Source organism: Acetobacter oryzifermentans (assembly GCF_001628715.1).
Lineage (GTDB): Bacteria > Pseudomonadota > Alphaproteobacteria > Acetobacterales > Acetobacteraceae > Acetobacter > Acetobacter oryzifermentans.
The window spans coordinates 1,938,154-1,962,940 of record NZ_CP011120.1; the positions used below are offsets into that span (position 1 = coordinate 1,938,154).

At 51.3% G+C, this 24,787-nt stretch carries 32 protein-coding genes; 9 read left to right on the forward strand and 23 right to left on the reverse strand.

What is annotated here, in order from left to right; genetic code table 11:
* Positions 1-33 precede the first annotated feature (33 nt).
* Complete coding sequence (locus WG31_RS09105) at positions 34-285, forward strand: hypothetical protein (RefSeq protein WP_035350566.1); 252 nt, start codon at positions 34-36, stop codon at positions 283-285.
* Between the two features lie 90 nt (positions 286-375).
* Here the strand turns inward: WG31_RS09105 and WG31_RS09110 are convergent, their stop codons facing one another.
* Positions 376-621, reverse strand: a complete 246-nt coding sequence (locus tag WG31_RS09110) for a hypothetical protein (protein ID WP_035350564.1) — start codon at positions 619-621, stop codon at positions 376-378.
* Between the two features lie 137 nt (positions 622-758).
* The gene (locus WG31_RS09115) at positions 759-2,099 is read right to left on the reverse strand and encodes a UDP-glucose dehydrogenase family protein (RefSeq protein WP_082823178.1); all 1,341 of its coding nucleotides are present in this window, start codon (positions 2,097-2,099) and stop codon (positions 759-761) included.
* Positions 2,100-2,377: 278 nt separating this feature from the next.
* Between WG31_RS09115 and WG31_RS09120 the strand changes: the two genes are divergently transcribed.
* A complete protein-coding gene (locus WG31_RS09120) occupies positions 2,378-2,716 on the forward strand; it encodes a P-II family nitrogen regulator (RefSeq protein WP_003625731.1) in 339 nt (112 codons plus the stop codon).
* A gap of 84 nt (positions 2,717-2,800) precedes the next feature.
* Here the strand turns inward: WG31_RS09120 and cysE are convergent, their stop codons facing one another.
* Both cysE and WG31_RS09130 read right to left on the reverse strand, forming a co-directional pair.
* Positions 2,801-3,670: a serine O-acetyltransferase gene (gene cysE / locus WG31_RS09125; RefSeq protein ID WP_003625733.1), complete on the reverse strand. Its 870-nt coding sequence runs from the start codon at positions 3,668-3,670 to the stop codon at positions 2,801-2,803.
* A 2-nt stretch (positions 3,671-3,672) separates the two neighbouring features.
* Positions 3,673-4,923, reverse strand: coding sequence for a UbiH/UbiF/VisC/COQ6 family ubiquinone biosynthesis hydroxylase (locus WG31_RS09130; protein WP_081461448.1), 1,251 nt, complete (start codon positions 4,921-4,923; stop codon positions 3,673-3,675).
* 357 nt (positions 4,924-5,280) lie between these two features.
* On the opposite strand from WG31_RS09130, the gene WG31_RS09135 reads away from it, so the two are divergent.
* Positions 5,281-5,856, forward strand: coding sequence for a DedA family protein (locus WG31_RS09135; protein WP_006116445.1), 576 nt, complete (start codon positions 5,281-5,283; stop codon positions 5,854-5,856).
* Positions 5,857-6,217: 361 nt separating this feature from the next.
* Here WG31_RS09135 and galE read toward each other — a convergent pair whose 3' ends face one another.
* Positions 6,218-7,204, reverse strand: a complete 987-nt coding sequence (gene galE / locus WG31_RS09140) for a UDP-glucose 4-epimerase GalE (RefSeq protein ID WP_006116444.1) — start codon at positions 7,202-7,204, stop codon at positions 6,218-6,220.
* 626 nt (positions 7,205-7,830) lie between these two features.
* Here galE and WG31_RS15020 point away from each other — a divergent pair.
* The 6 genes from WG31_RS15020 (at position 7,831) to WG31_RS09165 (ending at position 10,121) form a co-directional block, all read left to right on the forward strand.
* Positions 7,831-7,986, forward strand: a complete 156-nt coding sequence (locus WG31_RS15020; protein WP_408736581.1) for a type II toxin-antitoxin system HicA family toxin — start codon at positions 7,831-7,833, stop codon at positions 7,984-7,986.
* 18 nt (positions 7,987-8,004) lie between these two features.
* A complete protein-coding gene (locus WG31_RS09145) occupies positions 8,005-8,394 on the forward strand; it encodes a type II toxin-antitoxin system HicB family antitoxin (protein ID WP_063354311.1) in 390 nt (129 codons plus the stop codon).
* A gap of 167 nt (positions 8,395-8,561) precedes the next feature.
* Positions 8,562-8,834 carry a hypothetical protein gene (locus WG31_RS09150; RefSeq protein ID WP_063354312.1) on the forward strand — a complete coding sequence of 91 codons (273 nt, stop codon included), beginning with the start codon at positions 8,562-8,564 and terminating at the stop codon, positions 8,832-8,834.
* 66 nt (positions 8,835-8,900) lie between these two features.
* Positions 8,901-9,353, forward strand: a complete 453-nt coding sequence (locus WG31_RS09155; RefSeq protein ID WP_063354313.1) for a hypothetical protein — start codon at positions 8,901-8,903, stop codon at positions 9,351-9,353.
* A complete protein-coding gene (locus WG31_RS15915; RefSeq protein ID WP_209439338.1) occupies positions 9,354-9,800 on the forward strand; it encodes a helix-turn-helix domain-containing protein in 447 nt (148 codons plus the stop codon). It begins immediately after the preceding gene.
* A 72-nt stretch (positions 9,801-9,872) separates the two neighbouring features.
* Complete coding sequence (locus tag WG31_RS09165) at positions 9,873-10,121, forward strand: hypothetical protein (RefSeq protein ID WP_063354315.1); 249 nt, start codon at positions 9,873-9,875, stop codon at positions 10,119-10,121.
* Positions 10,122-10,343: 222 nt separating this feature from the next.
* On the opposite strand, the gene WG31_RS09170 is transcribed toward WG31_RS09165, so the two are convergent.
* The 18 genes from WG31_RS09170 to WG31_RS16185 form a co-directional block, all read right to left on the reverse strand.
* A complete protein-coding gene (locus WG31_RS09170; protein ID WP_063354316.1) occupies positions 10,344-10,544 on the reverse strand; it encodes a hypothetical protein in 201 nt (66 codons plus the stop codon).
* A gap of 1 nt (position 10,545) precedes the next feature.
* Entirely contained in the window at positions 10,546-10,926 is a 381-nt protein-coding gene (locus tag WG31_RS09175; protein WP_063354317.1) for a hypothetical protein, read from the reverse strand.
* Entirely contained in the window at positions 10,923-11,291 is a 369-nt protein-coding gene (locus tag WG31_RS09180) for a hypothetical protein (protein ID WP_063354318.1), read from the reverse strand. Before WG31_RS09180 ends, WG31_RS09175 begins: the two co-directional genes overlap by 4 nt.
* Positions 11,284-11,454, reverse strand: a complete 171-nt coding sequence (locus tag WG31_RS15820; protein WP_167348734.1) for a hypothetical protein — start codon at positions 11,452-11,454, stop codon at positions 11,284-11,286. The genes WG31_RS09180 and WG31_RS15820 overlap by 8 nt, the downstream gene beginning before the upstream one ends.
* 63 nt (positions 11,455-11,517) lie before the next feature.
* On the reverse strand, positions 11,518-11,991 hold the full coding sequence (locus WG31_RS09185) for a hypothetical protein (RefSeq protein ID WP_063354319.1): 474 nt from the start codon (positions 11,989-11,991) through the stop codon (positions 11,518-11,520).
* Positions 11,988-12,494, reverse strand: a complete 507-nt coding sequence (locus WG31_RS09190; protein ID WP_063354320.1) for a hypothetical protein — start codon at positions 12,492-12,494, stop codon at positions 11,988-11,990. The genes WG31_RS09185 and WG31_RS09190 overlap by 4 nt, the downstream gene beginning before the upstream one ends.
* 25 nt (positions 12,495-12,519) lie before the next feature.
* Positions 12,520-13,353 carry a hypothetical protein gene (locus WG31_RS09195; protein WP_063354321.1) on the reverse strand — a complete coding sequence of 278 codons (834 nt, stop codon included), beginning with the start codon at positions 13,351-13,353 and terminating at the stop codon, positions 12,520-12,522.
* Position 13,354: 1 nt separating this feature from the next.
* Entirely contained in the window at positions 13,355-15,859 is a 2,505-nt protein-coding gene (locus tag WG31_RS09200) for a glycoside hydrolase family protein (protein WP_157884516.1), read from the reverse strand.
* Positions 15,860-15,874: 15 nt separating this feature from the next.
* The gene (locus WG31_RS09205; protein WP_063354323.1) at positions 15,875-16,402 is read right to left on the reverse strand and encodes a phage fiber-tail adaptor protein; all 528 of its coding nucleotides are present in this window, start codon (positions 16,400-16,402) and stop codon (positions 15,875-15,877) included.
* Positions 16,399-17,559 (reverse strand): hypothetical protein, encoded by a 1,161-nt coding sequence (locus WG31_RS15920; RefSeq protein WP_063354324.1) that lies wholly within the window; start codon positions 17,557-17,559, stop codon positions 16,399-16,401. Before WG31_RS15920 ends, WG31_RS09205 begins: the two co-directional genes overlap by 4 nt.
* Positions 17,560-17,562: 3 nt before the next feature.
* Positions 17,563-18,111 (reverse strand): putative phage tail protein, encoded by a 549-nt coding sequence (locus WG31_RS09215; protein WP_063354325.1) that lies wholly within the window; start codon positions 18,109-18,111, stop codon positions 17,563-17,565.
* Positions 18,112-18,114: 3 nt separating this feature from the next.
* Positions 18,115-19,230: a baseplate J/gp47 family protein gene (locus tag WG31_RS09220; protein ID WP_063354326.1), complete on the reverse strand. Its 1,116-nt coding sequence runs from the start codon at positions 19,228-19,230 to the stop codon at positions 18,115-18,117.
* A 3-nt stretch (positions 19,231-19,233) separates the two neighbouring features.
* Positions 19,234-19,734: a phage GP46 family protein gene (locus tag WG31_RS09225; protein WP_063354327.1), complete on the reverse strand. Its 501-nt coding sequence runs from the start codon at positions 19,732-19,734 to the stop codon at positions 19,234-19,236.
* Position 19,735: 1 nt separating this feature from the next.
* The gene (locus tag WG31_RS09230) at positions 19,736-20,266 is read right to left on the reverse strand and encodes a phage baseplate assembly protein domain-containing protein (RefSeq protein WP_063354328.1); all 531 of its coding nucleotides are present in this window, start codon (positions 20,264-20,266) and stop codon (positions 19,736-19,738) included.
* A complete protein-coding gene (locus WG31_RS09235; RefSeq protein ID WP_063354329.1) occupies positions 20,266-21,417 on the reverse strand; it encodes a phage baseplate assembly protein in 1,152 nt (383 codons plus the stop codon). Before WG31_RS09235 ends, WG31_RS09230 begins: the two co-directional genes overlap by 1 nt.
* Positions 21,414-22,712 (reverse strand): DNA circularization protein, encoded by a 1,299-nt coding sequence (locus WG31_RS09240; protein ID WP_063354330.1) that lies wholly within the window; start codon positions 22,710-22,712, stop codon positions 21,414-21,416. The genes WG31_RS09235 and WG31_RS09240 overlap by 4 nt, the downstream gene beginning before the upstream one ends.
* Positions 22,713-22,716: 4 nt before the next feature.
* Complete coding sequence (locus WG31_RS09245) at positions 22,717-24,657, reverse strand: phage tail tip lysozyme (RefSeq protein ID WP_063354331.1); 1,941 nt, start codon at positions 24,655-24,657, stop codon at positions 22,717-22,719.
* Positions 24,641-24,772, reverse strand: a complete 132-nt coding sequence (locus WG31_RS16185) for a hypothetical protein (protein WP_280790746.1) — start codon at positions 24,770-24,772, stop codon at positions 24,641-24,643. Before WG31_RS16185 ends, WG31_RS09245 begins: the two co-directional genes overlap by 17 nt.
* Between the last annotated feature and the right edge of the window lie 15 nt (positions 24,773-24,787).

The window sequence follows — 24,787 nt, forward strand, 5'->3', positions numbered from 1 at the left end:
GCCCCTTGGCATGCATTTCTGTGGATACGTGATATGAAATTGAAATCCGCTACCGTTCTTGCTGGCCTTCTGCTTGCTCTTACTGCCTGCCATGAACAGCCAGCATCAGACAGCAGCCCCTTGTTCCATGACAAGGCGCACCAGAAGGCCCCTCCGCCCATTATTGAAGATGAAGATGAAAACCCCCATGGTGGCCCTGCCTTAGATGAAAATGATGGCTACCGCCCAGACTCATCTAAAGCAAGCGGGCCTTACATGGGAACGGGGGCTGGCGGCTCACCGTAATATCTCAACGGTTACATTACACTTTTCATAAAGCCCTATTCCTGCAACTTCTGTGTCTTACTGGAATAGGGCTTTCATTTAGTCCCAAACTTACTCATCAATTTCTGGAACACTGCCAATACGTTCCAAAAATTCTGGTTCTCCATAATCACCGGCTTCTTCATCCACCTGCATACGCACCACCAGTGCTCCGGCCACAGAAAGAACGCCTGCTCGCACCTTTTCTATCCGGCGATGCGCATCTTCCAGATTACGGCACAGAATGGCAGATCCACCTTCTAACTTCGTGCCCCGCCAAACAAATGGCTGAAAAACGATATGTTCAGACAAAGACATGAGATCCTCCTCAGCTTTTTCTGTTCTATATTTGTTCACATAAAAATTGCAAGCGCAATTAAAATAGGTTCCATAAAAAAAAGCCGTGGCCCTTACCCTAGGCCACGGCTTTCTAAGCATTGCGCTGCTGTATGGCGTTACGGACGCCCAACAGACAGATACGAAAAACCAGATTCACGCATAACAGCAGGATCAAAAATATTGCGCAAATCTACAATAATTTTATTTCGCATACGTTGCGCCAAAGCATCTGGTGAAATGGATCGGAACTGCTCCCACTCTGTTAAAACCACCAAAACGTCAGCATCCTGTGCGGTTGCCAACGCATTTTCACAGTATGTTGTTTCTGGTGGCAAAAGAGATTTGGCGGCATCCATGCCAACCGGATCATAAGCCTGCAAGCGTGCCCCGCCCTCAGCCAAACGGTGCAAAATGGGAATGGAAGCTGATTCCCGCATATCATCTGTTTCAGGCTTGAAGGTCAGGCCCAGTACAGCCACGGTCTTATTGTTTACCGAACCACCACACGCCGCAATAATGCGGCCCGCCATGGCAGCTTTACGAGCCTCATTCACCTGCACTGTGGTTTCTACTAAACGACACCCGCTTTGGGCTTCCTGCGCGATGCGGGAAAGAGCCAGCGTATCTTTGGGGAAGCAGGAACCACCATAACCGGGGCCAGCATTTAAAAAGCGGCTGCCAATACGATCATCCAGCCCCATTCCGTAAGCCAGCTCCTGCACGTTGGCCCCTAATTTTTCACACAGATCGGCCATTTCATTAATGAAAGAAATCTTCATGGCCAAAAAGGAGTTGGACGCATATTTGGTCAGCTCTGCCGTTTCCAGACCGGTAAAGACCAATGGTGCATCAATTTTCTTCAGCGGCTTATAAACCCGCTGCATAACAGCTTCGGCACGGCGTGCGCGTTCTGGCTGTTTTTGATCCAACCCGATGATAACCCGATCTGGGCGCATACAATCATCAATAGCGCTGCCCTCACGCAGGAACTCAGGATTGGAGGCTACATCAAAATCCAGATCCGGGCGGGTGGCGCGAATAATTTCAGCTATTCTACGGCTACTGCCCACTGGCACTGTGGATTTGGTGACAATAACGGCATAGCCGGTAAGAGCTTGTGCAATCTGCCGGGCCGCTGCGTGTACATATTGCAGATCTGCTGCACCATCCCCATTCCGTGGCGGCGTGCCCACGGCAATAAAAACAGCCTCTGCGCCAGCAACAGCCTGTGCAATATCATCCCCAAAAGTCAGGCGTCCGGCACGTGCATTGGTTTCAACCAACACATCCAAGCCCGGTTCATAAATAGGGATACGACCTTCGCGCAAAGCAGAAAGGCGGTCTGGATTTGTTTCCACCACAGCAACATGCAGCCCAAATTCAGCAAAACATGCGCCGGAAACCAGTCCAACATATCCGCCACCAATCATGGCTATACGCACGAGCAACTCTCCCATCCTGCCATAAGGTCACACCCTGCTTTATGTACAAATATCAGGGGAACTCAACAGCGGCATCAATGCCCTGTGCAGCGAACATACGCAATGTGAAAAGGTAAATATTGGTTTTTGTCTGTTACTTTCCCCCGTTTACACCCCGAAAAATGAAAGGCATGCGCCTATACGCCAAGCTGAGCCTTCACATTTACGCTCACCAAATATTCGCCTAGCGCAAGTCAATTTAATATGTCACTATCGAAACGGAATAGACGGACATTTAATGGAGTAAAGAGCGCATGAAACTGGTTACTGCGATTATCAAGCCTTTCAAACTTGATGACGTGCGCGAAGCTCTGGCCCCTTTAGGTATTCAGGGGTTAACAGTTTCTGAAGTGAAGGGCTTTGGTCGGCAACGCGGCCAGACCGAGATTTATCGTGGTGCAGAATATCGCATCAGTTTTCTGCCCAAGATCAAGGTTGAAATTGTTATCAAAGATGACATGGAAGACATGGTTGTGGAGGCCATTGCCACAGCAGCGCATACTGGCAAAATTGGTGATGGCAAAATTTTTGTAAGTGATATTTCACGCGCTGTTCGTATTCGCACCAAAGAATCTGGCGAAAGTGCTCTGTAAGCAAGTTTTCACGCGCTACGTTACTTTAAAAATACATTACTGAAGGAAAATATATTCCCTTCAGTAATGTCCTTTTGCTTCCAATCAAATAATATAATCAATTGGCGGCAGTGTCTGATCCATATTCAGGGCGGGCATGCGCCCGGTATGGCGCACACCAACCTTACGGGCTGGGTTACCTACAACCGTTGTAAAGGGCGGCACGGGTTCCAGCACAATGGAACCAGCTCCAATTTTGGCACCCTCACCAATTTCAATATTCCCCAAAACCTTGGCACCGGCACCAATCAACACGCCACGCCGCACCTTAGGGTGCCTGTCTCCAGAATGCTTGCCTGTGCCACCCAGTGTAACGTTTTGCAGAATGGAAACATCATCTTCGATAATGCAGGTTTCCCCTACAACAATGCCCGTACCGTGATCGAATAAAATACGCCGACCAAGGCGCGCTGATGGGTGAATATCGACTGCAAACAACTCCGATGCGCGGCTTTGCAGATGTAACGCCAGATGCCGCCGCCCCTCTGCCCACAACCAATGCGCCACCCGATATGTTTGAACTGCCTGATAGCCTTTAAAGAACAGAAACGGCGTTACAAAATCCGGGCAGGCGGGATCTCTTTCTCGAATCGCCAGTAGATCAGCCGCGGCGGCACATACAATATCCGGCTCTGCATCAAAGCCTTCTTTAACAAGCTCTGCCAAAGCATCGGATGCCACAGACCGATCCCCCAGCTTGCGCCCGATCAACGCCGCCAGTGCAGAAGAAAAATCTGAATGACTGCGCACGCCTGTCGCCAGCAACCCTTTCACCAACGGATCATGGCAAACACAGGCCTGCTGTGTCATCTGTTGCCACAGAACATTTAGCTGAGGTGCGCAGATTGAGCTGTCTTCATCAAAATGGCTGGCTTTGACGGCAGCCTGAGCACCGTCATGCGTTGCTGCATCCATTTTCACAATCCCATAGCGTGCTTTACAAAGGCTTTACGCAGGGCGGGCAAACGGTTTACCCCTGCAATACCCACATCACGCGCAAACCTTAAAACTGGATTATTGTTACTGAACAGCCTGTCCAGCACATCGGTTGCTGCAAGCATAAGCATGTTGGCTGGGCGGCATTCTGCCTGATAACGCGCCAGCAACTCAGGCGCTCCCAGATCTTTGCCGTGATGATGTGCTGCAATCAAAATCTTGCTTAACGCAATAATATCGCGAAAACCCAAATTAAGCCCCTGCCCGGCTATGGGATGGATACCATGCGCGGCATCTCCCACCAGAACCATGCGGGTATCCGTATAACGTTGGGCATACTGGGCAGACAGAGGATACGTCCACCGCCGCCCCACAGGCTTGACCTGCCCTAAACGATTATTGCCCATCCGGCGCTGAAGCTGCATGGCAAACACATCGTCCGGCAATGCGGCAAAACGCTCTGCCAAGCCATCATGATCGCTCCAGACAATAGCGGACATGTAAGGGTGTTCTTCATTCCCCGGCAAAGGAAGTTGCGCAAATGGTCCTGCGGGTAGGAAATGCTCAAGCGCGCTGTTATCATGCGGGAATTCATGCGCAATGGCGCAAACAATAGCCGTTTGCCCATAAGACAAGCGCGTAAGCGGAATGCCCGCCTGAGAGCGCAAACGGCTTTTACGCCCATCAGCCGCCACAATCAGCTTTGCCTTAAAACTGCGCCCGTCATGCAGGGTTACTGTTGCCCCTTCCTTATGCCGCACAATACTGGCTTCAGCCGGGGCCAGCAGTGTAATTTCTGGCGTAGTGTGCAGGCTGGCGTTTAACGCTACACGCAAAGAGCGTGCCTCAATCATCCATCCAAATGGCTGATTGGCATCTTCCCGCGTGAACTCCAGAAATAACGGCGATGCAGGCTCACCCGGCCGCCCATCCGTTACAAGAATATCCTCAATCGGGCAGGATGGCAGAGGCAGAGCCTCCCACACACCGGCTTCTTCCAGATACGCTTTGGGGCCAGCAGCAATAGCATAGGCCCGGCCATCAAAATCTGGGTCTTCCATGGGCGGCAGATCCGCCTTGTCCACCACAGCCACTTTGATACCCGCCTGCGCCAAGTGGCACGCCAAGGTTCCCCCAACTGGCCCAGCACCAATAATGCAGACATCTACATCTGAAATGGGCATCTGCGCGTGTGCTGCCGCTGCGGGCTCAGCATGGGCTGTCTGATGCATAGGTTCGTTCCTTAGCTCATAAGCGCCACACGTTTGGGGCGCATCTTCTCCAATTCAGGAACAGTCTATACACCAGCCCCCTGCTCTTGTAATGAATTTGTATCAAACAACCAAAAAAGTCATGACATTACAGGCAGTTAGGTTCTCCTGAAAATCCACATAACACCCAGCAAATCCATAATGGCTGAAGGTGCAATCTTGCCATGCGCGAAAGTCACTAGCCCGTTTTTTTGGATTCCATCATGGTTTGCCAGCTTTTTCACGCTTCATTGAACACTCTAAGGATTATTTCCCCTGCTTGAGCATCTCGACTATCTGCTGCAGCATTATGGATATGGAATTATCACCATCATTGTCATGATGGAGAGCATGGGCCTGCCCTTACCAGCGGAAACCTGCATTATCACGGCTGCGCTTTACAGCCTTAAAACCCACCATCTGGGTATTGAGGGCATTACTGCGGCTGCGATTTTGGGGGCCATTATCGGAGATAATTTCGGTTATCTAATCGGACGCCATGTTGGGCTACCGCTTTTACAGAAACATGGCGCAAAAATTGGCCTGACAGCAGATCGCCTCCTGTTAGGGGAATATCTGTTTCACCATCATGGCGATGCCATTGTTTTCTTTGGGCGCTTTATCTCTGTTGCACGCGTGTTTGTGGCATTGCTTGCAGGAGCCTGCCAATTGCGCTGGCCGCGCTTTATGCTGTTTAATGCCCTTGGCGGCACTTGCTGGGCTGGTGGCTATGCTATTGGCACGTACATTCTGGGCAATCAGATTACCAAATTGTCCGGAACAGTCGGAACATGCGTGGGCGTTATTGGGATTATCTGTATTATCGGGAGCGCCATCTTCCTTAAAAAGAACGAGAAAAAGCTTATGCAGCGCGCCCTTGCTGAAGCCAAGACAGGCCAATTCCCCCCAGCCTGAAAGGTGTATGCTGATACTACCCTAGAAAATTATAAATTTTTACCCTAAATGCCTTTGCCTCTGCACGCTTTCCAAATTCCATTGGCAAACACGTAAGGTAAAGAAAGCACACAATATGAGATGGTTTAGATCCCGCCTGATATGTCGCCTTCTTGGCCACAAATGGTCACCTTGGCAGCGTGAAAATTCATGGGGCAACAATACAGAGTTTTTGCACCGCCACTGCCTGCGACATGGATGTTTGGCTACCGAGAAAAAGGATCAGGCACAGTAGGAGGCTGGGCCTTCTGCGTTGGCGGCATGGCTTGCTAAGGCGGCGTGCATGGCAGCGGTAAAGGCCACCATGCAGGAAAAAAGAAGGTTACGCGCCATAACCCTGCGGGTGGTTTTTGCGCCAGTTAAAGGCTGTTTCCACAATCCGATCAATATCCGTAAATTCTGGCGCCCAACCTGTTGCTTCCATCAGGCGCGCTGGGCTGGCCACCAGGCTGGCCGGATCACCCGCGCGGCGTGGGCCTGCCTGCCAAGGCACTTCCAGATTGCTCACGCGGCCAACGGCATCAATAATTTCGCGGTTGGAATTGCCGCGCCCTGTGCCAACGTTAAACACCACGCTTTTATCATTCAGAAGCGGCAGCACAGCCAGATGGGCGCGCGCCAGATCTGTAACATGCACATAATCACGGATACAGGTGCCATCTGGTGTGGGGTAATCCTCACCAAACAGCGTAAGGGCTGGGCGACGCTTCAGGGCGGCATCAATAACCAGCGGGATCAGATGCGTTTCAGGGCGATGGTCTTCCCCCGCACGGCCAGCCGGATCAGCCCCAGCGGCGTTGAAATAGCGCAGGCAGGCACTTTTTAGCCCATGAATTTTGTCAGCCCAGTACAGGGCGCGTTCCACCATATATTTGCTCTCGCCATACGGAGAGCCGGGGTTGATGGGGGCATCCTCGTTAATCGGGCCTTCCCCAGCAGAACCAAACAGGTTGGCTGTGGAGGAAAACACAAAGCGTTTTACACCGTGGCGCACGCAGGCATCAATCAGCCCAAAACCATAGCCAGCATTGGCTGTCATGTACATCATGGGGTTTTGCATGCTTTCTCCTACCAAGGAGAGGGCTGCAAAATGCAGAATGCCATCCCACGTGCCGGAGGAAAGAACCTTATCCAGACAATCAATGTCTGAAATATCACCTTGCACGAAGGTCGCCTGTTCTGGCACCGCGGCGCGGTGGCCAGTGCGCAGGTTGTCCAGCACAACAACGTCGTGCCCATCATCCAGCAGGGCAAGAACAACGTGGCTGCCAACATACCCAGCGCCACCGGTTACCAGAAAACGAGCCATACTCTCTTTTCGCTCCGTGCAATGTAAAAAGTCATACCCGGTTATCTTGCTGATAAGTCCAGGAAAGAGTTCGCTTCATTTCCGCCTTCAGAACGGCTTAAGCAAACGGTCAAGATAACTTATATGCTCACTTAGTACCGTCGATATTTTCATAATGCAAAAATTGCCGCGTAATTTTCTAGAAAAATCCATTTTTCAATAAAAACTCACAGAGCATTTTCTAAGGCTTTTAGACTCTGCGATCACATGCGCAAGATGCGGTCTGTCAGACGTTTAATATCTTAACAGATTGATTTTATGGAAAAGTCTTTCTTTTGATGGCGGATGGGGTGTCCGTAATAAATTCAATCTAATACATTGATAAAACTATATAATAAAAAAATCATAATGCACATTTGCCCATAAAATTACCCACAAATTTTTAACATTTAATTCGAGGATAAAACATAACTAAATTAACTCATTGGGAACATTTGTTCACCTTCCGCCCGTTACGCCAAGGGATCAGGGATTGCATCCCGCGTGGAATCTTCTCACAAATACACACCATGCGTATTTTATCCTTGACGAATAATACATACCGTGTGTATATATATTTCATGAACAGCGCAGCACTCATTAAAGAAATGAAAAAGGCAGGATGGACAGAAATTCGAGTTCGTGGCTCTCACCACCAGTTCAGGCACCCCAATCACCCTCACACGGTCACGGTGCCCCACCCTAAAAAAGATTTAGGTAAGGGACTCGTAGCTGCCATCAAAAAACAAGCTGGGCTGAAATAGGCCCGGAAAGGAGATAAAATGCGCTATCCAATCGTAATTGAGCCGGGATCTGAAACCACATCTTACGGTGTTGTATTTCCAGACCTTCCCGGCTGCTTCTCTGCCGGTGATACATTGGATGAGGCCGTTAAAAATGCGTCTAAAGCTGCTGCGCTGTGGATTGAAGATGCATTGGATAACAGCGAAAAAGTTCCTGCGCCTTCTCCGCTAGAAAACGTGCGAGACAACCCAGAATGGAAAAACTGGATTGTTGGTTTCGCTGATGTTGATCCTATGCTGTTCGATACAACGGCGGAGCGTGTGAATATCACCCTGCCCCGGCGTGTTCTGACCCGACTAGATAGGCGCGCAAAGGAAGAAGGAGAAACACGCTCTGGATTTATTGCCCGCTTAGCTATGGGCGCATGATACGGAAAGTATTGCCAAGGGCCTCTCCGATATCTATGGCAGCCCTTGGTTAAAAAAGTGCAAAAACTATATTTTCCTGTTGACTATTAGGAACATTGTTCCTATATAAAGTTTATCAGCACAACGCTGAAAGGCGCGCCTCGGCATACGGGGGCAGGGAAAATAACATGGTCAACCATCCTAATCGTCGTCGCATTGCTCTCCACAACTATGATGTTTCCCTGGGAGATATTGTGTTCTTGGTTGAGCATATTGACCTCAATACCAACAAAACATGGCTGTCTGTCCAGAATTCCGCACCGATTGATAATGCGCGCGTTCAAAAAGAATTCGGCCCTCTTGGAACGTTCAACAACAAAACGCGCTATGCGCGGGGACGTGTTGAACTGACAAAATGGGGCGCTAAAGAAGAAACGGTGATGTTCAAGCGCGTCAAATAGCTGTTTGGCCGGAGAAATCCGGCCCTCTATCTACCTCAAGTTGCAGATATTTTTAGAAGAATAAAAATGGATTTAATCGAAATTGCGCGGGGGCTTTCCCCCGCAGACTCGCGCGCTTTATCCCGTGGCGAAAATGTGTTTGTCCCACAGATTGTAAATGGGCCAGATGAAGACATTTTGCGTCATACGCTCCGATTCGTATGCGCCACACTTAATTCCAAAGCATTTCGGCTTGCAGGCGTGCAGGAAACACTAGGCGTTATCGCAGAAAATGCGCCTCAAAACGCAGAGGCAAAGCGGGCAATGACGGCGCTACGGGCAATACTTGATTACCAAGAGGCAGAACAGACCGAGCTGGTAGCAACATTGCGCCGACTGAAAGCCGCAAAGGCACCATTGATTGACCCGGATGATTTTATCGCTGCCATGCGGGTTGGTGATAACCCCGGGAATGAAAAAATGGCGCATTGGCTAGATAAGGCATTTAGGATTGCCGACAAAAATAACGGGATCGCATGAATGGATAGCCCAACACCCGAAATGATAGCCGAGACGAGAAAAAATAAAAATCTCACACAATCAGATGCTGCCCGCCTCGTCCACGTTGCCCCCAGATCGTGGCGCATGTGGGAGGCGGGCGATAGAGCAATGCACTCAGCATTTTGGGAATTATTTTTGATGAAAACCGCGAAAGCACACACAATGACACCGATCAATATCAATGCCATAGATGCCAATCTCCTGGCGGACATTGCTGGCCAAGAAAAAGAATTTTCTGCATATCAGGTGCCTGTTGAGGGCCGAGATGTGGCCAATCAGGCCTACCAAATCGTTTTCTCCGATGCGATCCAGCGCGGCGGCATCGTGATGGTTGGATCTGGTTCCAGCGGTATGACATTTTGGACGGACGCAAATAGTGCGGATGACGTGCTGCGCCGGTATCTAGCAGATGAGATGATGGGGTAATCAGTAACAAGTACCGTTTATTTTTCGCGTGGCTGCATTTTTCCTGTTGACCAATAGGAACAATGTTCCTATATGAATGTTTATCAGCACAACGCTGAAAGGCGCGCCTCGGCATACGGGGGCAGGGAAAAGACCATGATTAAAATGAGCAAAACGGTTCGTGCAGCAATCATCACTCAGGTTTCTGACAGCGCAGAATACGACGCAAGCACGGTTCGGATCAGCAGAAACGGCGAAGTGACGGCAAAAAAAGACCAGAATAAAACATCCTCTTACGACAACGCTCGTTATCTGGTCGGATATATCGAGAACATGGTCTGAATAGATCACCCACAAATCCCGCCCGGTGGCAAACGTGCAGATGGGCGCAACGCTGACAATGCGCGCGAATATCAGAGAAAACGCAGGAAACGTTAATTTATCCCCTGATTTTCCGCCAAAAATCAGACCTCACTACCAGCATCCGCCAACCTACCGCCAGCGCGATAGTGGCGAGGAAAACTCCCCCGCCACCAACAATCATGCCGCACTCAAAGTCTGGCGTCATGCGGACTGGATAGCCGCATTATCGGCCTGACACTTGGCAAAAATGGCTTCAATATCTGCCACGCTTGGCCCAGTCTTGCTCTTGGACTGCTCCAGAGCCTCTTTCACCGTCTCGTAAACTTCCGGCCCGTATTTTTCGGCCAAACCGGCTACGGTACCGACTACACCAAGGATGGCACTGATTTCTGTTGCGTTCATGTTATTTGCTCCCGCCAAGGGCTGCGCAGGCATCCGGCGTGGTGCCGGTTTTCAGGCCTGCCCAGCAGGTTTCGAATGAAAGAAAATCGGTCTGGAGTGCGTTCACACCCGTCTGGGTGATGCTGTTGCCGTGCTCAATGGAGGCTTCCAGAGACGAAATTTCATTAAACACGGTCTGGCTTGCCCGCTTGGCAAGATCCTTTTGCGTGTCTGTTAAGGTGATGCCTGGCACGTTGCCTTTAATGGCATCGGGAATCGGCTGCGCCAGAACGTGATAGGAACTGTCCACATCGTAAACAGTCTGGTTAAACTTGGCTTGTGGCGTTGCGCCACAGGCAGCCAGAAGGGGCAGCAGCCCCAGAGCAAGGAGTGCTTTTTTCATTTCGTATCGTCTTTCGGAATGGTCACAACAGAACCCGGCCCAGCCTTGGGCGGTTCGGATTTGGAAGAAACTGCTCCGCGCAAAATAATCGCAGCATTGGCAGCCTGCTTCCAGTTGAGGGCAAGGAAGTTGATAATCCGATAAACCAGCCACAGCTTGCCGGACTGATTGGCCGGAAGTGGGATCTGCGTTGCTGCCGCCCCTGCTGCCGCAAACACAACACAGGCATAAAGCACCCATGTTGCTTCGGGCTGTGGAAGTGCCGCCACCATAGCGGGCAAGGACAGGCCAGCCGTAATGGCCTTGGCTGTTTGTGCAACAACAGTAGAGCGTTTTGGCGCTACGGGAGCGGGTGCATCAGTCATGCGACACCCCTCCTCGCAAGCTGACAGGCAGTGTGTTCACTTCCACAACGTCAATTACGAGGCTTCCGTTTGGGCTGCGGTGGATGCTGCGGCGGAGTTCTGCCAGCACGATATCTGCGGTGCGTTTTGCTATACGCTCGCATTCCGTTTCGGTGAGAAACACCGTATTTGTCCTTTCTGAGTAATCGCCATGCCAGTTGGCGCATGAGCGGCAGGAGAACCCGCCTCATGCATTGATGGCCTGCTGGAATAGAGATGTGTTTGCACTGGCATTGGCCTGCCCCAACGCCGTGTTGTAGTAATTCTTGTGATAGGCGCTGAGGGCGTCAGCATTGTTTGCATCAGGTAGCGGCGCTGGAACACGCAGGTATTTCACACGTGCCATCAAAACGGCATACCGCAGGTTCCAGACCATCACGCTCGCATCAGGCAAACCAGAGAGGCCGCACGTTGCGAGGATTTGGTTTGCGGTATCCTGTTGGTAGCGCAGGTAATTTACCCAGCAGTCGTCGTGTGTTGCGGGTTCCATTTGCGCGATACCAAGGGCAGGCCCCCTGACCTGCTCCAGCCAAGAAAGGCCGCTTTCGACAAGGCAGGTGCCGGTTAGCAAATTAACTGCCGCCTCACCGCCAAGCCCAGCCCCTGCAAGCGCAGGCCGCACGATGAGGGATTTAAACTGAGATAAGTTTAGTCCGGTCATGTCGCCTCCATTTCACGCGGGGGTAGAATGAACTGCGTTTCCTGCGGCTGCGGTGTGGGCTGTGTGGTAACATCCCACGGTTCGCGCCAGTGCAGCCATTTTACCCAGATCGTGCTGGCTACCTCCTGATCTGAGAGCAATGTGGACCCAACCGCAGCACCAAGTGTGCAGAAAATCCCCACAATAACCGCCAACTTTTTCCAACGCCGCAAACCGTCTTCTGCCAGTCTGTTTCGCTCTTCCTGCGCACCCGTATGGGCCGCCAGTTGGCGGGTAAGGTCAGAAAGCTGGATACCAATCCGATCCATTCCGGCATTTGTAGCTTGCTGGCGGGCGTTACCTTCTGCCCGCACAGCCGCAATATCTCGGCTGATGCTATCCAGCTTGCCATCTGTCACGTCCTGCCGCCTTTCTACAGCGGCAAGGCGTTCTTCGTGATCATCCAGACGTGCGTGCACGCCATCAGCAACGCTGGGGGTGCCCGCGCTCTGTTCATCTGTCATTCAATTTTCTCAGTTTTTTGCGGTTTTACCCGACAACAAGGCCGTTTTGTTTCAAAACACGACGGATTTTTGTTGCCATATCCTGCACCTCGGTCTGCGTCATAGCGCGCTGGAAACCGGCCCAGAATGAGAGTTTTGCACCCAGACATGGAGCGTTTCCATTCTGTGCATCGTATGAGCTGCCAACCAGCAGATTGGTATCAGCAACGTTATACCCCGTGCCCAGCGCGCCCGCAGACAGCGCATTGCCCGGTGCATTTGTCAGATCGTAAAACGTGAGTGTTTTTGTCGAAACTGTTTGTGTCAGCGCCAACAAAATGGGGGTTTCAGCAATGGAAACTGCGGCGGGCGGTGTGAATATTGGATGCAGCGTGCTGAATCCCGAATAAGCACCTTGCGAATATCCTTGCCACTGAAATGTATTGGCCGAGAGCGCGTTTGCCTGCACTGTCACGCCCTGCAACGTTGACCCGCCAACAATATTGCCAAACGGGATAACGCCGCACATACCTGCTGTAACCGGATTGCCCTGAGCGGTTGGAGACGTTGTAGCGTTAAAAAAATCTGGGACTACAACAGCAAACGCAGTAAAATCCGAACCGCCCGCTAGATTGCTGACAATCTCAGATTTAACGTTATCAATAACAATATTGTTTTGGTTGACAGCAATGCTGCTCTCGCCTGTAACTGTCGGCGCTTTTGCACCTGCGGCCTGATTGGTCAGGCTGCCTGTGATGCTGCCCGCGCCTGAGCGATCACCAAACACGTACCAGTCAGTAATTGTGCTATCGCCTGCGGGATCAAATCCGACTGACCCTGCAAATGATGCACCTGCAATAGTGAGAGAAAGTCCAGCCATTTTATACTCCAAAATTTGGAATTGGGTTGCGGATGCACGTGCCGTGCTGCGGATTGGACGGTACAGTCAGGAGTTTTGGCGCTGACCATTTTCCCGTCAGCACATCGGGCCATGCGCCAACGGCGTCACTGTATGAAATGCCCGCGCCCTGAGCGTCGATATAAATCCTAAACATCGTGTTCCCGGCAGCATCTTCGCCCAAAGGCATCACGCTAGGCCCCTCGACACCACTGCCCCATCCAGCCCAATCGCCTGTTGTCAGGACTGTGTATGGGCCTGTGGGTACAGATGCTGTGGCAATCTGGATCTGGCGGGCGCTTTCATCTTTGAAAAACAGAACCCAACGATCTTTGTAGTAGAGAGGAAAACTGTCGATCACATTCGAATAGTTGGTCAGCGAAATCAGAACCGGTGTTGACCAGTTAAGCAACGTTTCGTCAGTCGGGTGCATTTCGTAAATCTGACTAGCAGCCGATCCAATATCGAGATGGACTACTAGACGCAAAACGCCATCTGCTGGGTTGTGGAACCACTCGGGGGCCCATGTCTGGTGTGACGTAACACCGCCAACTGTGCAAATAACGTCAGTCACAAACGACCAGTGCCGCCCGTCTGTAGACTCATAAACGGAAAACCGATCCTGATACCCGTTGCCAAATGATCCAGCAGTGCAGGCCAGTAAAAAACGCCCATTGTGATACGTGATTGTTGGATCGCGCATTGTATGTGCGCTGTCAAAAATCAACTCTGTTGGGACATGCTGCCACTCAACGCCGTTGTCAGACGAGAGCATGACAAGCCCCTCAACACCGCCTGATTCTAGTCCCGCTTCCGTTGTCTGAAACGCGCCGTACAAAAACCGCCCGAATACAGGCTGTAACTCGTATTTGCTCTGCAACGATGCGACGACAGCATTGTATTCGCGCTGGCTCAACGCGCGTTGCCAGATGAGCAGTTCGCACAGGTCGCCGGTGAAAAAGTCAGTCAGGGCACCAGATGCATTATATGTTGCGCCAATCGTCCCAGATTTCCCACCGGGGGCTAAAACAGTTGCGGCTGGGGATTTTACACATGGGATACTGTGTGTTTTTCCGGATGCCGTGGTGACTGTATCGTTGGTATATGTTGCACCGAGCACTTGCCAATGCCCAAGAGCACCGGACACACGGCCTGCAAACTCGGTACCAGATACACTGGTGCCGACCTGATAGCCTTGCGCGCGAGAAAATCCACCGCTAACGCCCATCGGGATAAACCCACGCAATGCGTATGCCGGTGTGCCAGCAGTGGCGCTGTCGCACGCAACAATTGCAGGTTGCGCTGAGCCTGCGGTGGTTGTGTTGCGGTAAACTGCGATTACAGTGCCTGGTATAAATGGCAGCGCATGTGAGAGCGCCGATGCACCGTCAAAATGGATTGCCGGCAGATCACCGATTGCGTTTGCAATTTTGACAGGATTTCCTGCTGCAATCGTTGCATTCCACGGCGATGCCGTTTTGCTGCTCCACGACTGGACTGCGCCAGACGCTGCGCATGTTAGCCCGCTCGCTGCGTCTAGCCAGAGATCAGGGGCGGTCTCTACAATAACCGGGTCTGTGTCTGGCAGGCCGATATCGAGATATGTGCCGTCAGAGCCGACCAGCCGTAATGGCGCATCCTGATTTTCTGCGACTTGCAGAATAGAGCCATCAGGTAACGTGAGATTGAGAGCCAGCATATTGCCCGAAAAATCAATCTCAAATGCAACATTGCCGGTGTCGTCAGAGATGGAAAACCCCGTGCCGCCCGCAGATAGCCTGTGATCGCCCACCCCCAGCGCATTGATGGCCACAATTTCTTGCGCTACAGCAGCCCATCCGGCGCGGGCAAAATATACCCATTTGCCGCCCGTGAACCACGCGCCATCGCCCACTGACCACGCGGCATTGCCATCTAGGTTTGTGGTCCCGGCGACTGAAACGATATAGAGATCGCCCTCAGTCCCGGTGCTGCTGGCTAACGCGGGGGAGTTTGTCGCGGCATCCCAATAGCCGCGGTATTCCAGCGGCGCAGATCCGGACAGAGCGGCTGTCAGAAGCACTTTGGCCGCGTTAGCATCTGCCGTTACGCCTGCAACTGCGTTTTGAGCGCTGGTGGCTGTATCGTTAACACTGGATGCAATAGTTGCAACCTGCACGCCTGTTTGTGCTGCCTGTGCGGCGCTTGTCGAAGCCGCCGCTGATGCTGTCTGAGACTGATTGGCGGATGTTTCTGAGGCTGCTGCATGTGTGGCGGCCTGCGTGACATACTGGTTTAGCGCAGAGCCAGACAGCGCGTCATCCAGATCAGCCGTTTTTACAACGTCTGATGGTAGTCCGGCCTTAACAATATTGGCAGGTGTCGCAAGCTGCGCCTTGCCGCTAAATACGCCTAAAATACTGTCTTCGGCTGCGACATTTTGCGCTTCAGGCAACGCCGAAATCGGCTGGCCACTAGGCGTGGTCGCCGTTGAGTTAGTTCCTGACATGAGGATTCCGATTATTTATGCAATGAGGAGAGGCTGATCATTATCGCCAAGAAGAATTGATCCACCTGCCAACTGGATAGAATTCGGTGGTATCGGCGTTCCGTTCGACAGTGTCGGCGTTTTTTGCGGAGCGGTGGCAGAAAGCGCATTGCTAACGGGCAGCAATATACTAACCGCAGCGCGCCGCCCTTGCTGCGTTAGCAATCTAACGTTGATATTTTGTTGTGTTCCTGGCTGTCCGCTACCAATCATCAAACATGCCATGCCGTTTACTATACTAGACCACAGGCATTTTAGGTCATCAGCCTCACCAAGAGATGTGGTGATTTCAACGCTTTCGATATTTGCCAAATAATCACTTGTTCCAGACAGCCAATCACTTGGATCTAATGAATAATCTAGGTTATCTGCGCTAGTTTTTTTAGGCCAGACAAGCTGCGTAGGTGGAGAGGTAACAGCACCTCTCACCTGATCCATACTAGGTAACAGTAGTGTACGCCCAGGAGCTGGATACCAGTTTGGGGATGGAATAGGTGCGGTCATGCTGGACCAACAGCCAGAAAATTAACACTGGTTGACCCATTGGTTTGGATCTGGAACCCCGTTGCCGTCCAGCCGCTCAAAACAGAAACAGGATCATTACTCCCATTTGTGAGGCCGTGGCTGATAACAATAGTTGTTGGAGTGCCTGAAAATGCCTGCGGAAATGTTATGTCGTGCACGCCGCTGCCCTCAACTGCAACGACAAAATCCTGCATGATTTTACCTGCGGAAAGTCCGGTGACATAATTCCCTGCTGGCTGTTTTGCGCTCACCTGCGCCTGTAGATTGTTATCAGCGTTTACCCGCGCTGTAGTCTCTGCTGTTACGTCCGCATACCACGCCAATGTGCCGATTTTGGCATTGCTATTGTAGGCAAAATACGCGCGCCCATCAGACGGATTTACACATAGAGATGTACCGGAAATAGCGCCGGAGATACCAGTATTGGTGTTCGCAACATATCCCGAAAGATCAGACTGAAACGCAACAAGGCCTTTTGGCGTGGTGATGTTACCATTCCACGCAAAATACCACTGATACGTTTTGCCAGCAGAATCATAACCCGTGAGATTGAGACCGGAAGAATTACTACTACCGTCGTTAAGGACATCAGCTACAGACCATGTTCCACGGTATTTTCCGTCATCTGCGGGATTGCCAAACTCTAGGCCATTCGTCCACCCGTAATCGCCTGTATTTGCGCGCGCACCATTCCAGCCACCGTTTATACCACCGCTGAACCAACCGGAGCTATATTGCGACCCTGTAGATGTATCACCAGATTTTTTTACATAACGCCCATCAGCATCCACAGCGTTTACTAATTGGCGCTGTGACCAATCCGAAACAGCAATACCGATTACAATGCCGGTTAAAGTGCCGCCAGAAAGCGGCAAAAAAGCACTTTCTGATCCTGCCGCAATCTGACTGATGGCCTTAAATAACTGAGTATTGTCCGTTCTATCCGGCGTTAACTTTGCTCCGACGATAACATTATAAATCTCTGCCAAAATTGCGTTGTATGCATATGCAGGAAAAATCGTGCGGCCAATTAGCTGAGCTGGATTTCCATCCGTTGCCCAACCTGGCGTGCCAGTTGCGGGTGCAGTATCAGCTTTGCTGGCATCAACAGTTCCAGGAGCGATTAAAAGATCCATCGTTTACCCTGTATATTCGAAATATATGGTTGTTCCCGATTGGGATGCGCGGCGCATTTCGTATTCGAACACCGTATGATCATCAGAGGCGGGAGAATCTACAGTGATGATGTAGACAAAATTCCATCCCTCTCCCCCAAAGGAGGATCCAAATGGCATGCCAAAATAAAATGCACTGCACGGCGTAACTGTTGCGCTATATCCAAGCGTTTTTGCTAGATCCTCTAATGCAGGGATGCTTATGTTTTGGTCCCCACACAGCCGCGCCACTACCTGACCTTGCGCCTGTGCAAGCGTAGGCGTTGTAGTTTGGACAGCATCTGGCAAGCCCAGCGTTTTTTGCCATTCTGGCAGGAGTTCATCTGTTGTGGCAGGGAACGCGTCTACCAGCAGATGAGCTGACCGCTCTCCATTACGCTGGAACGTCTGCGCCCACACACCAGCCAATTTGTACAAAACGCCATCAACAGCGCGAGACCATATAGGGCCACGCGGTAGGAGAGACAGAATGGCACTGCGGAAATTCTCAACAGAGAAAATAGGAGCAGCCATGTATTAACTCTCCGTTGTCAGTGTCCCCAAAACTGGCATGGCTCCTGCTACCGTAGGAACAATGGGGCCATTGGGGCTAGTAATATCGTAAGATGCCAGGCCGATGGCTGCTATAGCCTCCTGCCAAGCGTTTTCGTGGATGGTCACACCCGGACCACTCAAACGCAAAAACATATCCTGTAGTGCAGATTTGATGAGCGCTTTATTAGCGTCGGTATTTTCATCTCCCAGATCTGAGATCACAAAATCTGTTGCCTGAGCAATGGGTGCACATACAACCACTAATGGTGTTGCAGGTTCTTTCTGCCATACAGCATTTGCTACCGTGAGCTGGTCACCTGTAGCGGTTGTGTAGCGTGTATCATTGCTGGATGCGCCGTCTGTTCCCTGCGGGAATCCACCCTCTGCGGCATTTGCATCATCCAGCATAACGTAGATAACTACAGATCCAGATCCAAACCCGTTAGGCACAACCCACGCACGAGTTACGCCAGCAACTGCTTCTGCCCATCCTTTGTAATCTGCTGCTGTGCCGTATCCACCAGGGTTCTGGTAGGCATCCAGAACGCGGGAGCGAAACTCATCCTGCGTTTCAATATCTGCCCCCCCGGTAAACGCAGTGGCTACAGTTCCTGTTGTCTGCACACCCTCAACCGGGCTGGACAGTGTTGCCAGAGATCCGGCTGCAATGTTTCCCGCAGACCCGGTGCTTGAGCACTCTGCTGGAGCAACTGTCTGCCCATTTGCGGTAACTGAGTCTGCTGTTGTTATGGCTGACAGCGCCCCGCCCAGAATAATAGTGGTTCCGGCCGGGATAATGTTGGTGCCTGTAACTGCAAATGTAACGCTGCCAGAAGCCGCTGTGGCATCTTTGAGGTAAATCCCCTTCAATGCCCCCCACGCGGCTAGATACTCATCTGTAGCTGTCCAGGGTACGGCCTGCTTGGCTATCCAATCCAGATATCCGTAATGCAGCCAGGCAAGGCCCGCCAATGCGTAGGTGATGACAGTAATAACCGAAAAACGCAGAACGGCGGAAACATTGCTGATCCCGCCGTCCAGAACATCCTGTAATGCCTGCTGGCGCAACTGCGTCAGCGTAGGCCGTGCGTATGGCATATGTTAGTTTATCCCCTCCCATGCCCACGAAAACAGAAATTCCTGCGTGGCTGTTTTTCCGGGTTCTGTAATTTTCACTGCGAACAGAAGTGCTGGAGAGTTTCCGCTGGCCCATTCTGCTGTCACGCTAATTGATTGAGCCACGCTATCTATTACAAGCCATTCAAGCGCCTCGTAACAAATAGCCTCAACCTCACGTAGCGCAGATGTTTGCCCCGCTTTAATGGTACGTGCCATTTGCCATAATCGAGATCCAATAGGCATTTCTGCATATGCATCCGCCCACCACCCACGCCGATCATCCTGATTAGATCCGGCAGCATCAGGGGCACCACGAATACCAACTGCCGCGGCATCTGTTGTAACTGTTTCCGGTGCCACGCGATCAGTAAATAAACTGACCATAACCGCAGATTTTAATGGGCTATCTAGGGCAATGTCTCCGCCCTCAATAACAAAATCACCACGGCATTGGCTTGGTATCCACCGGATTGCAATATCCATATTATCCCTCTGGTGCGCCGGTTTCCCCTGGGGCAGCCGTAACTGGGTGTTTGTGATCCGTTAGGCTGATACTGCCAGCAACAACGTCTTTTTGGCCGGTAATTGTTCCCGTGCTGGTGATATCTCCAGAAACATTCAGGCTCTCACAGGTTACGTTGATTTTATTCTGGCCTGCATCAATAGAAATACTTCCATCAGCCTTCATAATAACAGAACTGCCCATTGTAGGGCTGAAAATGCAGACCTCTCCTGATTGCAGGTTAGGAGGCGGATGCCGTTGGTCTCCTGTGGCAATCACAATGCCACGCGTTCTGTCTCCACCCTGAAACAGCACAACAGCATCACAACCTGCATTTGGCCTGCTGCGGAATCCATATTCCTGCATAAGAGGAACATCAGAGCGCATTTCACCAGCAGCTAATGCCAACTGCATGGTAGGGGTGGATTTGCTTTCATCCGTATCCGATGTCTGGCGCGCCAGCCCCAACGCCATCATCACCCGGCGACCAAGGCGTTGCAAAGGTGATGCCATCAATCCCTGCTTACAGCAGCGGTGGCTTCATTTTGCTCAGCAGGCAGAACTAGCGGCTCTGGAACAAATGCACTGGATGGCATCAGAACCATGTTGGCATGCGTGCCATCCTCCCCCTGCACCAGCTCTATTTCTCCTAGCAGCAGATCTGTACGAGTGCTGGATGCACGTGTGAGAGGTATGAGTGCATTCGGCCTCCACAGCGCCCCAGATGTATCGCGCCAACTGCTAACTGTAACCTCGGTTGCCTGAGAGCGCCCATAACGCCGCGCCACCTCCCACTGCACCCGTTTGCGGGCAATACTATAATCAGCATCTCCGAGTTCAACTGGGATGAGGAGCGGCCTATGCCGTGTTACACCCGGATCCGAAGCGCTTGCCTCAGCAGGTGCAGTTTGCGCGTGCATCTGCTGGCTCAATTTGTCTCCATCAGCGGGCGGTGTAAACAAAATGGCAGGATTCTGAATAATAGCCTGCACATCGGAAAACCGGCCTTCGAGAGATGAAAGCGAAACCATTCGTTCCATATTGACACCCTGCCGCACGCCACCGCTCACAACTGTTGTTCCCACAGGGCTAAGAACAATGGAACCATCCGGCTGATCGTAGAAAATGCAGCCAGCTAACCGGCATACACGTTCAATAACCTCGTAGGCTGTTTCCGTCAGAATAACGGAAAACTGCTGTATTTGTATGTCTCCTGCGCCGCCAACGGCGCTTACAGCCACACCAAATGGTTTGCAAACCTGCTGGGCAATGCCCAATGCTGTTGTGTTGTTCATTTGGTAAGTTGAAAACTCAGCCGAGCATTCCACCAGATCAACAGATTTGGATGCAATTGCTACACGATAAACATGCTCCTGTGGCGTTAGCTCCTCTGATACGCTCTGCACGTATCCAGTTAAAACTGTATCTCCACCAATAGACAGGACACAGGCTGCACCGGCAGGAATATCTACAGAAACCTGTTGATCTGGCTGATAGAGTGTTGTTTCCAGCATGGCTGTCCAGGGCATGATATCTACCCCCATGCGGATAGAAACTCTGTTCCAACCAGAAATCTGATACCCATTCACCGTTATGGACACAGCATTGGAGGGTGTCTGATCATACCCAACAAATTCAGATACCGTTGATAATGCAGACATCATGCAGAAAGCGCCTCAAACTGTGTGGGCATAAATGCCGGATGTATCGGATCTGCCCGCCGGATCAGATCTGACGCCCTACTGGCATCTGCATATAGCTGCTGCCCCAGAACCAATGCTGGAATTGGCGCATTACGCGTGACAGTAATCTGATCAGGCAGTTGGCTGGCACGCTGTGACAGATCTGTGGTGACCTGCACACGCAGGGAGCGAAGGGCTTGCCACATATTATCAAACCCGGCATCTGCTGCAGATGTTGCGGCATCATCCAGCAAAGTTGCTACACGCAACCGGAGATTTTCGGCTTCCTCAGCAGATGTAGGCTGCCAGTTTGCACACGCCAGCGCGATAGAGGTAAACGCCATCCAACTGCATATCTGCGCAGTAGATGTGGATGCAGTGGCAATAGCTGAACCAATGGGTGCGGATGATGGCATAACATCAATTTGATAAGTGGCCATTGGCAGCAATACGCTAATTTGCGTGCCTGGATCATTGATAGATTGACGCAACTGCTCGGCAACATCCAGCACAGCAGTAGCGAGAGAGTCTGCTGTAGTTTGCCCTTGAGCAGTTGTAATCAGGCTATCAATTTTTGTGCGGGATGCCGTTAGGTTTTGCAGGACAGAATCAACAGTTGCAGTGCTATCTATCGTTCCGGCATTACCCGCAGCATAACGCCCATTATTGCCCGGCAGCGTAGCAATAGCTGCACTATTTACGCGGGGCGAGCATATAGCTGCACTTGCTAAACTTCCCCATCTACCAACAACCCCTTGTGCCGCAGAAATAACTGGGCTGCCTACAGATAGAGATGATGACGCTGCACTGGAATATGTGCTTCCGCCAACCTGCTGCGCAACCAACGCCGCAGCGCCAATGGCTGCATCTAACGATGTTTGAATGATTGTGTTGAGATAGTTTTTCTGCTCAAGAAAATCGAAATCAACATCAATCCGGCCCATAATGCCGTCTGGTTCTATCCATGAAAAATTGCTTAATGTTACACGCAAAATTCCTAGAGTTGGATGAACCAACAAACCGGCATCAGCAGCCTCTGCAGCGTTAATCAGCACATCTCTCTGCGCTATATATTCAGACCCACATAAAAACCCACGGACATGATATATTCGGGCGCGACGGCCCAGATCTTCTGCCCACACACCATCACGGTATGGATAATCATGCACAGCCTGTTTGCGTCCGGCCTGCCCACTGCTGCCTACAACAACAAACGGTACACCCCGAAATGAGCATTGCAAATACTCCTCTGCTAAAGTGATCAGGGTGCCTGACATAGCGTTAATTCCCTATAGAGCTGTTTTCAGGATCCATGGCCCGCTGCTGTTTAACACTGGCAACATGCAGATTATCGCTGCGACTTGTTGCTTTTACCGTGGTGCCTGCTGGTGTTTTTGCAGAAATATGCAAATCAAGAAGCATTTTATCGTAGGGTGATTGCCCCTGGGGAGATGCTGATTTGGGAGCAATATCCGCCTGGAACCCAGAAATGAACCCGCGACCACGTTGGATATCACCTAGCGTTCCGTCTCCTGGTCGCAGAAAATCCGTTGTGAAGCGGCTCATTGCCTCTTCAGGACTACGAGAGGTAGCAAACCGTGCAAACTGCGATGGATAATGCTTTTTGTAATAAGCAAGGGCAGCCTGTGTTTGGGTAGGCACATCGGCACCCCACACATCTACCCCTTGCTCATTAAGAATTTCATCACGTGTGCCTTGCAGAAACTGATAAGCGCCTCGCGCAGATGAATCTGGATTAGCTGCATTTGGATCAAGATGTGATTCCGCAACACCTGCTGCGGCTGTCCCTATGATGGCATTATCATTGATCCCCATAGGATTATTCTGCCGCAAATATCCTACAAGGTTTCCACCGCGAAGCTGATCTTGTGCTGACGATCCATAACCAGGGGGATCATATCCGTACACCTTCCTGAACATCCATGCGTAACCGCTCTCAATTTGAGAGACGCCAGGAAGATTTTCTATCCAATCTCTATTTGCTGCTTGTTGATCTGGCGTTGTGCCTTGTTGAAGAGTTTTCCATGCCTGGAACGCTGTAATCAACGTCAAAACGCGGCTTAAACCGCCACGCTTGGCAATAATGCCTCCAACCGCTTTGCTAACGCCAAGAAGCCCCAATGTTAATGAGGCAATTCCAGAAATAACTGGAGCAGCCCACAAAACTGCTATGCCAATAAACGCATCTTTTGCGGCAGCTTTCCATCCTCCAAGATAGTCCACCACATCTTTGATGCGATGCATTACGCCAGAAATCTGGGATTTTATTTTATCCCAACCACCCACTTGCAGCCATTGCACCACACGCTTGACATAACCCGCAAGATCTTGCGCTATCCATTCCCGATTGGCAGCAATCCATTCTGCCATCTGATGCAGAACTGGTGTGATAACTGGCGCCAAGGTTTGGGCTATGGAATAGCCAAAACCCTCCACTGACATGGAAAGTTCTTGCTGGGACTTTTGAAGCTTAGCGGCGGCATCAGCGCCTTCCTCGTTCATCACGCCGTAGCGTTTAGCCAAGCGGATGTTGTCTTGGAATGCACGCCCTGTTTGCTGGAAGATAGGAAGCAGGCTGGCCCCTGCTTCTCCAAACAGTTTGGTGGCCGCTATTGTTTGGGCCGCTGGTGTTTTGAGAGAGCGGATGCGGGCAGCAATACGGGCAAAAATCTGATCTGGGGAAAGCTGCTTCAGCTCTTTCATGCTGATGCCCAGCGCCTGAAATTGTGCAGCAGCTTCAGGAGCAAACCCGTTTACGGCTTCCCACTTCTGGGTGGAAATTTGTCCCAGGGCACTGCTCATGGCATCGGCAGATCCACCAGAAAGCCGAGCTGCATTGCGCAGCGCCATCAGTCGGCTTGGGTTCATACCGATACTACGCGCAGTTGTGCGCAGATTAGTGCCAAAAGTAGCCCAGGCAGAAGACAGCTTGTACACACCAGCGATAGAGGATGCACTGGTTAGGATACCCATTTCAGGCACCAGACGCCCAACAGATCTAAATGCGCCCAGTGTAGAGCGCGATAGATCCGCCATGCCCTTACGCATACGCGTAACGCCGGTAATATCAAAAAACCGCTTGAGGCTACGCTGCGCATGACGCACAGGAGCCTGCAGAGAGGCTATTTTGTTATTTATCCAATCTAGTTTGCGACTTAACTTATCATTGGCGCTGAGAGTGAGACTAACGGCTGCGCCCACGGGCCATGCTCTCCTTACGCTGTTTTTCTGCTATACGATTGGCCTGCTTAACCCAGAACAGCATCTGGCTACCGCTCAGCCCCTCAACGTCAGATAGAGACCAGCCAGAGAACACGGTGCAGAGATCTGC

Bases quoted from the DNA above. Each gene is read 5' to 3' on its own strand.
- WG31_RS09105 (WP_035350566.1), top strand. From the start codon at position 34: ATGAAATTGAAATCCGCTACCGTTCTTGCTGGCCTTCTGCTTGCTCTT.
- WG31_RS09110 (WP_035350564.1), bottom strand. From the start codon at position 621: ATGTCTTTGTCTGAACATATCGTTTTTCAGCCATTTGTTTGGCGGGGC.
- WG31_RS09115 (WP_082823178.1), bottom strand. From the start codon at position 2,099: ATGGGAGAGTTGCTCGTGCGTATAGCCATGATTGGTGGCGGATATGTT.
- WG31_RS09120 (WP_003625731.1), top strand. From the start codon at position 2,378: ATGAAACTGGTTACTGCGATTATCAAGCCTTTCAAACTTGATGACGTG.
- cysE (WP_003625733.1), bottom strand. From the start codon at position 3,670: ATGGATGCAGCAACGCATGACGGTGCTCAGGCTGCCGTCAAAGCCAGC.
- WG31_RS09130 (WP_081461448.1), bottom strand. From the start codon at position 4,923: ATGCATCAGACAGCCCATGCTGAGCCCGCAGCGGCAGCACACGCGCAG.
- WG31_RS09135 (WP_006116445.1), top strand. From the start codon at position 5,281: ATGATGGAGAGCATGGGCCTGCCCTTACCAGCGGAAACCTGCATTATC.
- galE (WP_006116444.1), bottom strand. From the start codon at position 7,204: ATGGCTCGTTTTCTGGTAACCGGTGGCGCTGGGTATGTTGGCAGCCAC.
- WG31_RS15020 (WP_408736581.1), top strand. From the start codon at position 7,831: ATGAAAAAGGCAGGATGGACAGAAATTCGAGTTCGTGGCTCTCACCAC.
- WG31_RS09145 (WP_063354311.1), top strand. From the start codon at position 8,005: ATGCGCTATCCAATCGTAATTGAGCCGGGATCTGAAACCACATCTTAC.
- WG31_RS09150 (WP_063354312.1), top strand. From the start codon at position 8,562: ATGGTCAACCATCCTAATCGTCGTCGCATTGCTCTCCACAACTATGAT.
- WG31_RS09155 (WP_063354313.1), top strand. From the start codon at position 8,901: ATGGATTTAATCGAAATTGCGCGGGGGCTTTCCCCCGCAGACTCGCGC.
- WG31_RS15915 (WP_209439338.1), top strand. From the start codon at position 9,354: ATGGATAGCCCAACACCCGAAATGATAGCCGAGACGAGAAAAAATAAA.
- WG31_RS09165 (WP_063354315.1), top strand. From the start codon at position 9,873: ATGAATGTTTATCAGCACAACGCTGAAAGGCGCGCCTCGGCATACGGG.
- WG31_RS09170 (WP_063354316.1), bottom strand. From the start codon at position 10,544: ATGAACGCAACAGAAATCAGTGCCATCCTTGGTGTAGTCGGTACCGTA.
- WG31_RS09175 (WP_063354317.1), bottom strand. From the start codon at position 10,926: ATGAAAAAAGCACTCCTTGCTCTGGGGCTGCTGCCCCTTCTGGCTGCC.
- WG31_RS09180 (WP_063354318.1), bottom strand. From the start codon at position 11,291: ATGACTGATGCACCCGCTCCCGTAGCGCCAAAACGCTCTACTGTTGTT.
- WG31_RS09185 (WP_063354319.1), bottom strand. From the start codon at position 11,991: ATGACCGGACTAAACTTATCTCAGTTTAAATCCCTCATCGTGCGGCCT.
- WG31_RS09190 (WP_063354320.1), bottom strand. From the start codon at position 12,494: ATGACAGATGAACAGAGCGCGGGCACCCCCAGCGTTGCTGATGGCGTG.
- WG31_RS09195 (WP_063354321.1), bottom strand. From the start codon at position 13,353: ATGGCTGGACTTTCTCTCACTATTGCAGGTGCATCATTTGCAGGGTCA.
- WG31_RS09200 (WP_157884516.1), bottom strand. From the start codon at position 15,859: ATGTCAGGAACTAACTCAACGGCGACCACGCCTAGTGGCCAGCCGATT.
- WG31_RS09205 (WP_063354323.1), bottom strand. From the start codon at position 16,402: ATGACCGCACCTATTCCATCCCCAAACTGGTATCCAGCTCCTGGGCGT.
- WG31_RS15920 (WP_063354324.1), bottom strand. From the start codon at position 17,559: ATGGATCTTTTAATCGCTCCTGGAACTGTTGATGCCAGCAAAGCTGAT.
- WG31_RS09215 (WP_063354325.1), bottom strand. From the start codon at position 18,111: ATGGCTGCTCCTATTTTCTCTGTTGAGAATTTCCGCAGTGCCATTCTG.
- WG31_RS09220 (WP_063354326.1), bottom strand. From the start codon at position 19,230: ATGCCATACGCACGGCCTACGCTGACGCAGTTGCGCCAGCAGGCATTA.
- WG31_RS09225 (WP_063354327.1), bottom strand. From the start codon at position 19,734: ATGGATATTGCAATCCGGTGGATACCAAGCCAATGCCGTGGTGATTTT.
- WG31_RS09230 (WP_063354328.1), bottom strand. From the start codon at position 20,266: ATGGCATCACCTTTGCAACGCCTTGGTCGCCGGGTGATGATGGCGTTG.
- WG31_RS09235 (WP_063354329.1), bottom strand. From the start codon at position 21,417: ATGATGTCTGCATTATCAACGGTATCTGAATTTGTTGGGTATGATCAG.
- WG31_RS09240 (WP_063354330.1), bottom strand. From the start codon at position 22,712: ATGTCAGGCACCCTGATCACTTTAGCAGAGGAGTATTTGCAATGCTCA.